We start from the raw sequence: 12,896 nt of genomic DNA on the forward strand, positions 1-12,896 counted from the left end.
AATGAACTACCCCGCCGCAAGCGGACGGGGTATCAGAATCAAAATAGACTCAATTGTAGATTTTGGTGTAGCTGCAGGTATTCTTTATCTTGTTCTTTTACATATCTCGCTATCATACCTTCATCCCCATGCTTTCCTACCGTACTTGCGTAATATCCATCACTCCAAAACTCTCCTCCCCACAACTGCTTTTTCACTTGAGGACACTTTTTGAAAATTTCTCTCGCCGTTATACTTTTAATCATTGTCACGATCCTTGTCACACTATAAGTCGGTACTGATTGCACCAGAAAATGCACATGATCTTTATCCACTCCAATTTCTACAAACTTGATCTCGTATCGTTTTTCCATCTCTAGACAGACTTCTTTCAACAAGCTATCTACCTGTTCGTCGAAAACGGCTTTACGATATTTGGCTGGGAACACTAAATGATATAGCAAAACACTTACATTATGGCTCTTATGGATGTATTCACTCATTTTTCTATTATACGCCGCGAGCGGCGGGGAATTAGACCCGAAGAGATTAAATCGAGTAAATCAGCTACATGAAGAAAATCTCTAACCTGTTTCCCTGTACCCCCATAACCGATATATTTTAAGGACTTCTGAAAGTAATGATTAGCCACCCAAAGGGCAAAAACTCCCTGATCAACTTTTCCCATCTGCCAAGGGCCAGTTAAAACTCCACAACGATTAATTAAAGTTCTTAATCCGTAGGCATTCCCATATTCATTAATAATCAATTCCGATGCTAACTTAGTGGAACCGTAGAGAGAACGGGGCAAATCTAAGGGAAATTGTTCACTGATACCAAAAGCAGAAACCCCAGGTAAATTTTGCTGTTCAGATAACTGAAAACGAGTATCTGTTTCTGTATAGTTTAATTGATTAAGATAGGCAATGGGATAAACTCTGCTGGTGGAGAGAAAAATAAAATCTGCTTGGGTTTGTCTAGCTAATTCTAAACAGTTAATCGTTCCAATTAAGTTTGTTTGCAAAACGTAGCCTGGGGAAGTATAACCAGCTAAAACAGAAGGTTCTGCCGAACATTCTAGGATTAAATCCACTGGCAAAGCTGATGCTTCTAAGTCTTCTGCATTTCTGACATCTCCATGAACAAATTCAATTCCCGCTTGTTTGAGACGGGAAATATTTAATTCAGAACCCCGACGCTTTAAGTTATCTAAGGCGATAATTTTCCAGTCGGGATAGAGTTGGGCTAATCCTAAACCTAAAGAACTGCCCACAAAACCCGCACCACCAGTAATTAACACTTGCCTAGTCATCAATAATACTCCACTAGATAATAATTATCAACCGACTTGATTCTTTTTCTGTTTGCGCTTATAGTCGCCTCGAGAAAGGTGTTTTTCTAACCAGATAGAGAGAACTATAAATAAATAACGACTGCCCATTTCCTTGAGTTTTAACTTGGAAACCCCCGTGGTACGATTGCGCCAAGTAATGGGAATTGTCGTGTAGGAATATCCTCGCACGATTGCTTTTAAGGGCATCTCTACTGTTAAATTAAAATGGTGAGACAGTAGAGGTGAGATTCCTTCGATAACCTCCTTACGATAGATTTTAAAGGCGTTAGTGGTATCATTAAATTTTAGCCCAAATAAAACTTGAATGAAGAGATTAGCCAACCGATTAACGAATAACTTGTGCCTGGGATAATCAATAACTTTTCCTCCTTTGATAAAACGGGAACCAAAAACGCAATCGTAGCCTTCTTGGAGTTTATAATAATAGTCCACCATGTTATCGGGAGAGTCGGAATTATCTGCCATTACTACTGCCACTGCATCACCGCTAAAATTTTCTAATCCACAGCGTACCGCAAAACCAAAACCATTGGGATAATAGTTATTGATGTAGCGAATCCGAAGATTTTCTTGGTTGATTTTTTGCAGAACTGCTTCGGTGTTATCTTTGCTATTATCATTAACCACTAGGATTTCATAATCAATTTTATCCCGTTCTAAACGTTCAGATATTAAGTGAGTGGTGCTTTCGATGCAATCTTCTTCGTTGTAAGCAGGGATAATTATTGATAGGGTTTTTACTGCATAGTTATCCCTTGATTGACGTGGGTGAGAGTAACCGTCCATCTGGAAAGCTGGGGCTAATCCTTCGGGATAGTACATTTCTGTCTCATTAGTATTATTCTTGGGTTTAAAAATTAGGCTATCACTGGCAACATAGTTAATACTAGCTCCCAGTAAAACCCCAATCATTGTGTTAACTCCGGGGCTAATTCCTAACCAGTTTAAGAAGGGAAATATCAATAAAACTCGCAGTAAAACTGCTAAACCTGCCGAGAGATGATAGAGAGGCAGTTGTATCAAAATCACATCTCTAATTGTCCAATCTCCCCCAGTCCACACCCATATTCTATAGATAAAGAAACTGGCAATTAAAGATATTTCTATAGAGATAACATTAGCAACATTTTTAAGAAATGGGGTATTAAATCCCAAGTCATCAATGAACCAATAAATTAGGAACAGGTTGATTAAAAATGCCACTCCCCCAGCAATAAGAAATCGGAAAATTTTATTGTTGTATATTTTAGTTAACATAATAGTATCTTAAATATGCTCTGGTTTAGTTTTTCTAGGTCAATATTGCTATTAATTACTCTGACTAACTAATTGACAGATTCACTTAATTACTAGCAGTATATTTGGCTAAAAATCACTTTTGTAACGAGGGAAAACTAGCAAATAAAAGTTGACCAGAATAATTCTTGATTTACCCTAAGTCCAACGACTAACGTTTTGACTAAAAATCTCTTTGAGAATATCCGTTACTGTGTAGGTTAACTGCCAATCAGGATAATGATTTTTAAACTTACTCACATCAGAAATCCACACCATCAGATATGATCACCAATACGATTAGTCTCTACATACTGCCAGTTTAACTTTTTATCCGCAATCGCTTCACATTCTTGAATAGCTTCTAACATGGAACAATTACTAAAGCGACTACCACCGATATTATAAACTTCTGCTACTCGCGGGGCCTGATAAAAATGATAGAAAGCATTGACGAGATCGTAACTATGAATATTATCGCGTACCTGCTTACCCTTATACCCATAAATACTGTATTCTTTGCCAATCATCGTACATTTCATTAAGTAGGATAAAAACCCGTGTAATTGCGTTCCCGAATGACTTGGACCGGTTAAACAACCGCCACGAAAAGAGGCAGTTTTCATCTCAAAATAACGACCGTATTCCTGGACTAACACATCCGCTGCCACTTTCGAGGCACCAAACAAGGAATGTTTACAAGCATCAATACTCATCAACTCGTCAATACCTTGAGCAAAATAAGGATGATTTTCCGAGATTTCCCAACGTAGTTCTTTTTCTACTAAAGGCAATTCATTCGGTCTATCCCCGTAAACTTTATTAGTGGAACAGAAAATAAATACTGCTTGGGGACAGTATTGACGAGTATTTTCTAATAATACTAAAGTTCCGTTAGCATTGACACTAAAATCCATATAGGGATCCTTAGCTGCCCAATCGTGGGAAGGTTGCGCCGCCGTGTGGATAATTAAGGATATATCATGACTATAGGTTTTAAATATAGCTGCAATAGCTTCATGATCGCGAATATCTACAGCGTGGTGAATGTATTTATCCCCGTAATCTTGGGATAATTTGGCTCGATTCCACTCCGTTGAAGCGTCTTCGCCAAAAAATACCTGACGCATATTATTATCGATACCGACGACGGTATAACCCCGATCACAAAAAAATCTGACTGATTCGGAACCGATTAAACCAGCAGAACCAGTTACTAGAACTATCGCCATAACTATATCCTGAATTTTTGCCCAGTTGTTGAGAAATTTCCCAAGTTGAGAAAACTTTCTCCGACTTTACTAGATAGGTTCGCCTTTGTCAATTAAACAGGAGGAGATTCCCTTAATTGCGGCAATTCCCTCAAAAATGATCGTCTTATCCACTAGGGGTGATTTAATGGCGTTTTCTTGCCAGTAATCCCTAATTAAGTCCCCATCTCCCCCTGTTAAAATTATCCTGCTCTCTGGATATAAATTTAACCATTCCTGACTGAATTTTTCTATTCCCGCCAAAATTGTATAAATTATCCCACTTCTTATCCCTTCTGCTGTTTCTTTTGCCCACATCTTCGGTAATCTTTCCGATAAGGACACCTCTGGTAAGGCTGCCGTCCGTTCCCTTAAACTGGCTAATTGCACCTTTAACCCGGGTAAAATGGCCCCCCCCACTAGCTTTTTATCCCCATCCACTCCCGTAAAAGTTAAAGCTGTTCCCGCATCGATGACTAAACAGGGAAATCCGTATTTTTTTCCCGCACCTAAGACAGCTAAAGCTCGATCGATGCCGAATGTTGGATATAAATCCAGTAAAGGAATATCTTTTAAAGTAATTATCCGTAAATTGCCATAATTTGCCCATAATTCTCTTTGGCTAGGAACCACCGAGGCGACAATCAATGCACAGTTACATTTATTTGTCAAGAGTTTAGGGAAAATTTGTTGCAAAAATTCATCACTTGGGGGTTCGCTCAGGTGAGGAGTATCGAGACAAGCTAACAGGGTTTGACCGCGAAAATACCCCCAATGTAGCCGAGAATTGCCAATCATCAAACCTATCCAGTCAGTATCTTGCTCAGTCATTTAGTTAGTGGGAATTATGAATTGGGGTGTGGGGTGTGGGCTTCGGCCGTGAGCTCAGCGTTCGACCGAGCTCACGCCGAGGTCCGAACGGGTGTGGGGTGTGGGGTGTGGGGAGAATAAATAAAATAATCTCCTGACTTGAAAGAGGGTGTGGGGTGTGGGCTTCGGCCGTGAGCTCAGCGTTCGACCGAGCTCACGCCGAGGTCCGAACGGGTGTGGGGTGTGGGGAGAATAAATAAAATAATCTCCTGTCTCCTGACTCCTGTCTCCTGTCTCGGAGTCTCCCGATGGCTTCAAGATAGTTGATATTTGGGGAAATTATCTAGAAATCATGACAAAAGTTTTTTAATGGTTAAACAGACAAGAGAATAAGATAACCTAGGTATAGAATTTAACAAAAAATCTGGTTAACGGACATTGATCAAGTCGATAGCACAGTGTCAAACGAGTTCTTTTCCCGCTCAGGTATGGCAATTAGATCACGGCTTAACCGTAATTCATCAGTACTTACCCGTGACTCCTGTGGTGGTAGTAGATGTGTGGGTTAAAGCAGGTGCGATCGCTGAACCCGACCCATGGTTAGGTATGGCCCATTTTCTCGAACACATGATCTTTAAGGGGACGAAAAAACTTCCCCCCGGACTCTTTGACTATTTAATCGAAAATTGTGGCGGAATGACCAACGCTGCCACCAGTCACGACTATGCACACTTCTATCTCACCACCAGTGTTGACCAAATTGAACATACCCTACCCCATCTGGCCGAAATTCTCCTCCATGCTGAGATTGACGATGAGGAATTCTATCGGGAAAAAGATGTAGTTTTAGAAGAATTACGCGCCTGTTATGATGATCCCGATTGGATTGCCTACCAAACCCTCTGCGGAAGTATCTATCAAAACCATCCCTACGGACGCTCTATTCTAGGCGATCAACCCCGTTTAGAGCAATTAACCCCCAATCAAATGCGCTGTTTCCATCGCACCTATTATCAACCAGAAAATATGTGTGTGGCGATTATCGGGGGAATTGAACCCCAACCAGCTTTAGAAATTATCCGGCAATCTTTTCGGGAATTTCCCGTCCCCTCGGAATCCCCCCCCCATCTAGTGGCTGCCGAACCCCCCCTGATCGAAATTCGTCGTTCCCAAGTACATTTACCCCACCTAGAACATTGTCGCCTCTTGATGGGATGGATGGGACCGGGATGCGATCGCCTAGAAGATGCCTTTGGATTAGACTTGCTTTCGGTAATTCTTGCCGGGGGACGCTGTTCGCGGTTAGTGCGACAGCTGCGGGAAGAAGCGCAAATCGTCCTCGATATTAACAGTAATTTTTCCCTGCAACGAGATTCCAGTCTCTTTACCATCGGCGCTTGGCTATCTAGCTCACAAATCGAGACAATTGAAGGCATTATCTGTGAACATATCCAACATCTGCACGATGATCCCGTCACCCCCGCAGAATTACACCGCACTCAACAGTTATTAGCTAACGATTATATTTTCTCCACAGAAACCCCGGGCCAATTAGCGGGACTCTATGGATATTATCAAACCCTGAGAGCTGCCGACCTAGCCACGATCTATCCCCAAGTTATCCAAAGTTTGCAACCGTCAGATCTCCAGCGTCTGGCTCGTCAGTATCTGTCCCCGGAGCGATATGCTATTACAATAATGCAACCCTGTGAATAAACGATGTCCGCTTCCCCCATTCACCGCTTAACCTTAGAAAATGGCATCACCCTTTTAGTGGTGGAAAATACGGCCGTGGAGTTAGTTGCGGGGAGGATTTTTCTCAAAAATGCGGGTACTCGTTGGGAAAAAACCGAAAAAGCGGGTTTATTTCGTCTTTTAGCCGTGCTGCTCACCAAAGGTACAGAAAAGTTATCTTCCCTAGAAATTGCTGATCGCGTTGAGTCCACGGGGGCCAGTTTAAGTGCGGACACGGGGACTGATTATTTTGTGGTTAGTTTAAAGACCGTTACAAAGGATTTTTTAGATATATTGCGTCTAGCGGCGGAAATTATTCGTTTTCCCAGTTTTCCACCCCCAGAAATCGAATTAGAGAAAAATCTCACCCGTCAAAGCATTCGCTCTCAATTGGAACAGCCTTTTAATGTGGCTTTTAATCAATTACGCGCCGCTATGTACCCCGATCATCCCTATGGTATGTCTTTATTGGGTACGGAGGCAACGGTTTCGCAATTGCAACGGGATGACCTGCTGGCCTATCATAGTCGCTTTTTCCGTCCCGATAACCTAGTGATTAGTCTTTCTGGCCGTATTACCCTAGAGCAAGCAGTAAAAGCAGTGACGGAAATTTTTGGCAGTTGGTCAATTCCCGATCTTCCTTTATCTAGTTTACCCCCCGCCGCTTTTGATTTTCAGCCCACCTGTTTAACTACCGTCCAAGCTAGTCAACAGGCGATCGTTATGTTAGGATACCCCGGCTCTTCTGTGCAAGAGGATGATTATGCCGTTTTAAAATTATTGAGTACCTATCTGGGGAATGGGTTATCTAGTCGTTTATTCGTGGAATTGCGAGAAAAACGGGGATTAGCCTACGATGTTTCCGCTTTTTATCCCACCCGTCTCGATTCTTCCCAATTTGTCATTTATATGGGAACTGCACCCCAAAACACAGCGATCGCCGTGTCGGGATTGCGTCAGGAAGCAGAAAGGTTATATAAAGTAACTTTGAGTGAAGAGGAGTTACAGTCAGCTAAAAATAAGTTATTGGGTCAATATGCTCTCGGTAAACAAACTAACGCCGAAATCGCTCAATTATACGGTTGGTATGAAAGCTTAGGTTTGGGGATTGAATTTGATCGCACTTTTCTGGATTCTATTAATCAGATTACTGCCGAACAAGCGCGATCGGTAGCCAGTAAATATTTTCAAAATCCTTACATTTCTCTAGTCGGTCCGGAAAATGCGATCGCTGAAATTCTCTAGTAAGAGCAAAAAGCGGCAATAAAAAACTATTGCCGCTGCTATTTTTGATTAACTCCCCGGGTGGGATTCGAACCTACGACCAATCGGTTAACAGCCGACCGCTCTACCACTGAGCTACCGAGGAAGGCTACTCACAATTAATAATTATAATCATAAGTCCCTCAATAATGCAAGTGTTTTCTAGATTTTTTCTCAAAAAAATTTCCGGTGCCGGTAGCGGTGGGCGGAGAATCCACTATTGTGGAGATAAGGACACCATTAAGTCTAGTCTATGCTTGCCCATCACCGCCGTCCCGTTTCCTTCTGTCTGCTCTCGACAGATCTACCCATCCTCTCCACTTTAGACACTGCCGCTACCCTCTACCAAAAGGATCGCCACCGGTTTCATCTTCTCCTCAATCAACCACCAGTCGCTCTCCCAGAAATAGAGACACTTAAACCCGAAAATAATCAAAATAAATTAATTTGGCTAGAAATTTCGGCCAATCGGGTAATTATGACCATGCAGGGCCAGGGAAAATTCGCCTATCGTCATTTTTGGGAGCAAGGGGTTTTTGGTGTCAGTCGCTACTGGTTAAATGCCGAAAGTTCTCAACCGGGTTACGCTTTTCACCTCCGCAACTATACCCGTAGTCTCAAATTAGAGGGGAATAATTTCCCCGAATATTTGCGTCTAGAGTACGAATTATGGTCAGATAACCTGATTTTAGGTCATTATGTCCTTCATTTGCAAGTACACCAATAAATAGGGTTGGCTGAATAGAGCTAAGTAGCTGGTTATAATTAAATTAAAAATGGATTTTAGGTTTGATCCCCCCTGCCCCCCTTGATAAGGGGGGTGCCGATAGGCGGGGGGATCTGAAAGTTTTTAATACCTATCTACTTAAAAACCTTGTGGGATAGGACTTTTAGGCTTTTTGTCCTCAAAAAGTGCCAGCCGGTGGCAAAATTTAGGCACTTTTTCCCCGAAAATTAGTTAATTGTCGGGTGGATTGAAGACTTAGTGCTACACTTCCCGAAAAGTCTATTTTATTTCAGCTTGTTGTTAGGAATCCACTTAAAAGACGTTGTTTAATCTGGCTAATAAGCTCTTGGGTATGATATGGGGAAAAGTTCGGGCGATTGCGCTAAAATGGGGGAATATGCCGCAAGTTTCCACCTGTCGTTACTCTGAGGACTGTTAGACAGAAAGTTTCTGTATAATATGTAGTTGTGTGTCTATGACGAGGTAATGCTATGGCCCTTTTGGCCGAAGAAATAGTTGAAGAATGGCTGAATAGGCAGGGTTATTTCACCATACGTGGTATCCGTCTTGGCGTTAATGAAATTGATTTGGTTGCGGTGAAGTTCAGATCAGGCGAAAGTCCTGTCTGCCGTCATGTAGAGGTCCAGGCGTCGATGAGGCCAGTCAGCTACATCTCCAAGGTTCCCAAAGCTGCGCGAAAGACTGGTCGGGCTGCGAATAGCGCAGCACGTTCGCCCGAGGAGCTCGTGGAAGGTGTCGCCGAGTGGGTTGAGGGGAAATTCCACGCTACCAAAAAGCGCTCCCTTATGGAAATTCTGTGGAGCGGTGAGTGGTCCTCGGAGCTAGTCATAAATAACGTCAAATCTGAGCAGGAAGTAGAGCTAATTGCCGAGCATGGAATAATCATACACCGGCTTCCAGATATTGTTCGCGAGCTTAAAATTAACAAATTCCCCATCAAGAGTGCTGCTGGTTCGGATTTTATAGACCTGTTGCAGATGGGGGCCAACACACAACAAGACGCTCTACCGGACGCTCCTTCGTCGCGCCGGTAAGCTCTGCGTTATACATACATTACCCGTAGCAGAAAGCAGAAAGTTTAAGTAAGGAAAAGATACATTATGTCTAAAAAAAATCAATCGAAAAGATTAACGAATCAATATAAAGAGTCTAAAGGTATAGCTGGTATATTTGGGGCTGAAGCAAAATCACACGAAACAATAGTTGGAGAAATTTCACATCTTGTTATTGACCAACTTAAAAAGGAGTTTCCTCAATTATCTTTTCAATACAAAAGAAGTATAAAAAAAGAAGAAATAAACGAAGCATTAAAGAAAGTTGACCCAGAATTAGGGCAAACCCTTTTTGTATCAGATTCAAGTATTAGACCTGATGGTGGAATAATAGAAGTAAAAGACGATAACGGTAATTGGAGAATCGTTTTAGTCTCGGAAGCTAAACGTCAAGGAAAAGACATTGAAAATATCAAAAACGGTAAACTGGTAGGTAAGAATAATAATCAAGACTTGATGGCTGCTGGTAATGCAATAGAAAGGTCGCATAAAAACATATCTGAAATCGCTAATTTGATGTTATCTGAATCTCATTTTCCTTATGTCTTATTTCTTGAAGGCTCAAATTTTTTAACAGAAAATATTTCAATTAAAACACCCGATGGAAGGGTTGTAACGCTCGAATATAATTCAGGAACGTTAAATAGATTAGATCGATTAACTTCTGCAAATTATGGAATGCCAATTAATACCAATTTGTGTAAGAATAAGTTTGTCAAACATAAAGATAAAACCATAATGCTTCAAGCAACTTCTATATACACACAAGGGAATGGAGAAAAATGGGATATCAAAAAAATGTTTGATATTATGCTTGAAATTTCTAAAACCTCTCTTCAAGTATTAGGCAGTGAAATATTTAATCAGATAACCAAAAGTAAATAAAAACAAAAGATTTATTAAATCAAAAAATATTGAAAATGGCAAGAAATGCGACAAATAAATTATTGCAAAATGCTAAAAAACTAAAAAGTGACGAGTTTTATACACAACTTTCAGATATAGAAAGTGAGTTGCAACATTATAAAAGTCATTTTGAAAATAAAGTAGTTTATTGCAATTGCGATGACCCCCAAATTAGTAACTTTTTTAAGTATTTTGCTGCAAACTTCAAAAAGTTAGGTCTAAAAAAAATAATAACATCTTGTTATCGAGAACAAGGGAGAGATTTATTTAATACAGAAGAAGATGAAAAGGGGTTTTTCTTTGAATATATAGGTACAGAGAGAGAAAAAAATAAACCTATTTCCCCTGACATTGTTTACTTTAATGGGGATGGAGATTTTCGTAGTCCTGAAAGTATTGAACTATTAAAAAAGTCCGATATTGTTGTTACTAATCCCCCATTTTCATTATTCAGAGAATATGTAGCTCAATTAGTTAAATACGACAAAAAGTTTTTGATAATTGGCAATATTAATGCAATAACCTATAAAGAAATTTTCAAACTAATTAAAGAAAACAAAGCCTGGTTAGGAATAAATCTTGGTAGAGGTATTTCTGGTTTCATTGTTCCCGAACACTATCAACTTTATGGAACAGAGGCTCGTATTGACAATTCTGGAAATAGAATAGTTTCTCCAAATAATTGTTTATGGTTAACCAACTTAGACACATCAAAACGACACCAAGATATAGCTCTCACAAAAAAATATTTTGGCAATGAAGCTGAATATCCAAAATATGACAATTATGATGGAATTAATGTCAATAAAACCCAAGACATTCCCTTAGACTTCAAGGGGGTTATGGGTGTACCAATAACATTTTTACATAAATTCAATCCCGACCAATTTGAAATAATTAAATTCAGGAAAGGGAATGATGATAAAGATTTATCAGTAAATGGGAAATGTCCTTATTTTAGAATACTAATCAAGAATAAACGAATACAGACTGAATATATTGATTTAACTGACAAAGAAAAACAATGTATAACTCAGTCCTAGGGTGTGTTCCCTAATGCAAGTCCTGCTACTCCAGCGATCGATTTTGGGGAACGCACCATGCACATTGATGGCAGCTGTCAGTGGGATGCCGAAGAACGTAGTGTGATCGCTGTTATCTTCTTGATTAAACTTTAAAACTGCCATTGCTTGGGATAGGAACGCCAAGGGAGATCGCTTTTTGGTGAGGAGGAGTGCGAGCGCTTTTTGGGAATGAAGAGGGGCGATCTCTCTTTGTGAGTTGGAAAGTTGTCATCGATCCGCGATCGCGGATGTCATTATTGCCCAAGCAGAGTAAAATAAAAGTCTGTATTGAAAAAGGGGAAAGTAACAATGCCGCCAACAATGCAATTTAGTCAAATCTTAGAAATGATTGACTATCTCTCTTTTGATGAACAAGATGACTTGATCAATATTGTTAAACATCGGCAAATCGAAAAAAGACGAGAACAAATTGCTCAAAATATTTCTCAAGCTCGACAAGACTATCAAAATGGTAATGTTTTTCGAGGAGATGTTGATTCCATTATTGCCGAACTAAACAATGATTAACTTGGTTTTTAGCCAATCATTTAAACGCGCTTTCAAAACAAGGATTAAACGACAACCTGACTTAAAATCAAAAATAGAAGCCAAATTGAGACTACTCGCTGACGATCCCTATAATCCAATATTACGCACCCATAAACTAAAGGGGAAATTATCAGGTGCTTGGGCTTTTTCTGTTGAATATGATTGTCGAATTATTTTCAATTTTGAATCAAACCCTGAAACCCAAGAAGAAGACATCAACCTAATTGATATTGGAACTCACGATGAGGTTTATTGAATATGATTTTTTATTATGTTAGCAAGGTTTCGGAGTTAGCAATCGCTTTTTGGGGAGGAGGAGTGCGATGCCGAAGGCACTGCGTAGCAGATCGCTGATCTTGTCGTTTAAGTCGAGGTAACAAAACCCAACAAGCTTTGTTATAATATTTTTGTCATAAAGCAAGACTTATAAAAATAGATTTATGCCAGAAATTACTCGATTTTATGGAATTATCATTAAGATCTTTTTTGCCGATCATCCACCTCCCCATTTTCATGCGATTTATAGAAAATATAACGCCCTATTTAATCTGGAAACCTTAGAAATCATTGAAGGAGACTTACCTAATAGAGCCACAAAAACGGTTGTATAATGGGCAACAATCTATCAACCAGAATTATTGAAAATGTGGAACACTCAAGAATTTAATAAATTACCACCTTTGAAATAAAACAATGCTTTACCCAAAAATAACATCAGCCGAAATCATTGAAAATTATACTCTATTGGTGCATTTTTCTAATCATCAAGCTAGAAAATAGGCTCTTCTCGACTTTGTGTGATAATTTTTGCTTATGGAATCGTGAAATGCTTATCGGGCAACACTTTTAGGACTATTTTGTCGAAGAAACTATCAGTATAGACCTCGTTTCCACACAGAAACCAGAAGAGCC

The 12,896-nt window shown here is 40.0% G+C and carries 13 protein-coding genes, 1 tRNA gene and 2 pseudogenes; 10 read left to right on the plus strand and 6 right to left on the minus strand.

Annotated features, from left to right (window positions below; all coding sequences use genetic code 11):
- Positions 1 to 38 precede the first annotated feature (38 nt).
- The 5 genes and pseudogenes from tnpA to ACOCD9_RS09005 all read right to left on the minus strand — a co-directional run bounded on the left by tnpA (position 39) and on the right by ACOCD9_RS09005 (position 4,689).
- Complete coding sequence (gene tnpA, locus ACOCD9_RS08985) at positions 39 to 482, minus strand: IS200/IS605 family transposase (protein ID WP_002740761.1); 444 nt, start codon at positions 480 to 482, stop codon at positions 39 to 41.
- Between the two features lie 44 nt (positions 483 to 526).
- A pseudogene (locus ACOCD9_RS08990) lies at positions 527 to 1,291 on the minus strand (NAD-dependent epimerase/dehydratase family protein); the annotation flags it as partial.
- Positions 1,292 to 1,318: 27 nt separating this feature from the next.
- Positions 1,319 to 2,590: a glycosyltransferase gene (locus ACOCD9_RS08995; protein WP_419547152.1), complete on the minus strand. Its 1,272-nt coding sequence runs from the start codon at positions 2,588 to 2,590 to the stop codon at positions 1,319 to 1,321.
- Between the two features lie 177 nt (positions 2,591 to 2,767).
- Positions 2,768 to 3,840: pseudogene (locus tag ACOCD9_RS09000) on the minus strand (NAD-dependent epimerase/dehydratase family protein).
- Positions 3,841 to 3,909: 69 nt separating this feature from the next.
- Positions 3,910 to 4,689, minus strand: a complete 780-nt coding sequence (locus tag ACOCD9_RS09005; protein WP_419547154.1) for a pantothenate kinase — start codon at positions 4,687 to 4,689, stop codon at positions 3,910 to 3,912.
- Between the two features lie 417 nt (positions 4,690 to 5,106).
- Here ACOCD9_RS09005 and ACOCD9_RS09010 point away from each other — a divergent pair, with 417 nt between their 5' ends.
- On the plus strand, positions 5,107 to 6,384 hold the full coding sequence (locus ACOCD9_RS09010; RefSeq protein WP_419547156.1) for a M16 family metallopeptidase: 1,278 nt from the start codon (positions 5,107 to 5,109) through the stop codon (positions 6,382 to 6,384).
- Positions 6,385 to 6,387: 3 nt separating this feature from the next.
- Complete coding sequence (locus ACOCD9_RS09015) at positions 6,388 to 7,647, plus strand: M16 family metallopeptidase (protein WP_287699910.1); 1,260 nt, start codon at positions 6,388 to 6,390, stop codon at positions 7,645 to 7,647.
- 52 nt (positions 7,648 to 7,699) lie between these two features.
- Here ACOCD9_RS09015 and ACOCD9_RS09020 read toward each other — a convergent pair.
- Positions 7,700 to 7,771: transfer RNA gene (locus tag ACOCD9_RS09020), tRNA-Asn, on the minus strand.
- A gap of 147 nt (positions 7,772 to 7,918) precedes the next feature.
- Here ACOCD9_RS09020 and ACOCD9_RS09025 point away from each other — a divergent pair.
- The 8 genes from ACOCD9_RS09025 (at position 7,919) to ACOCD9_RS09060 (ending at position 12,595) form a co-directional block, all read left to right on the plus strand.
- A complete protein-coding gene (locus ACOCD9_RS09025; protein WP_419547157.1) occupies positions 7,919 to 8,392 on the plus strand; it encodes a hypothetical protein in 474 nt (157 codons plus the stop codon).
- 491 nt (positions 8,393 to 8,883) lie between these two features.
- Positions 8,884 to 9,447: a hypothetical protein gene (locus ACOCD9_RS09030; protein WP_419547158.1), complete on the plus strand. Its 564-nt coding sequence runs from the start codon at positions 8,884 to 8,886 to the stop codon at positions 9,445 to 9,447.
- A 66-nt stretch (positions 9,448 to 9,513) separates the two neighbouring features.
- Positions 9,514 to 10,350 (plus strand): EcoRI family type II restriction endonuclease, encoded by an 837-nt coding sequence (locus tag ACOCD9_RS09035; protein ID WP_419547159.1) that lies wholly within the window; start codon positions 9,514 to 9,516, stop codon positions 10,348 to 10,350.
- Positions 10,351 to 10,385: 35 nt separating this feature from the next.
- The gene (locus tag ACOCD9_RS09040) at positions 10,386 to 11,414 is read left to right on the plus strand and encodes an adenine-specific methyltransferase EcoRI family protein (protein WP_419547161.1); all 1,029 of its coding nucleotides are present in this window, start codon (positions 10,386 to 10,388) and stop codon (positions 11,412 to 11,414) included.
- Positions 11,415 to 11,417: 3 nt separating this feature from the next.
- Entirely contained in the window at positions 11,418 to 11,549 is a 132-nt protein-coding gene (locus tag ACOCD9_RS09045) for a hypothetical protein (protein WP_287699913.1), read from the plus strand.
- Positions 11,550 to 11,744: 195 nt separating this feature from the next.
- Positions 11,745 to 11,963: a hypothetical protein gene (locus ACOCD9_RS09050; RefSeq protein ID WP_002757428.1), complete on the plus strand. Its 219-nt coding sequence runs from the start codon at positions 11,745 to 11,747 to the stop codon at positions 11,961 to 11,963.
- Positions 11,956 to 12,240, plus strand: a complete 285-nt coding sequence (locus tag ACOCD9_RS09055; RefSeq protein ID WP_002784984.1) for a type II toxin-antitoxin system YafQ family toxin — start codon at positions 11,956 to 11,958, stop codon at positions 12,238 to 12,240. The genes ACOCD9_RS09050 and ACOCD9_RS09055 overlap by 8 nt, the downstream gene beginning before the upstream one ends.
- 184 nt (positions 12,241 to 12,424) lie before the next feature.
- Positions 12,425 to 12,595, plus strand: coding sequence for a DUF4160 domain-containing protein (locus tag ACOCD9_RS09060; protein ID WP_287699914.1), 171 nt, complete (start codon positions 12,425 to 12,427; stop codon positions 12,593 to 12,595).
- Positions 12,596 to 12,896: the final 301 nt, after the last annotated feature.

It is taken from the genome of Microcystis sp. (assembly GCF_048564745.1).
Classification (GTDB): domain Bacteria; phylum Cyanobacteriota; class Cyanobacteriia; order Cyanobacteriales; family Microcystaceae; genus Microcystis; species Microcystis ichthyoblabe_A.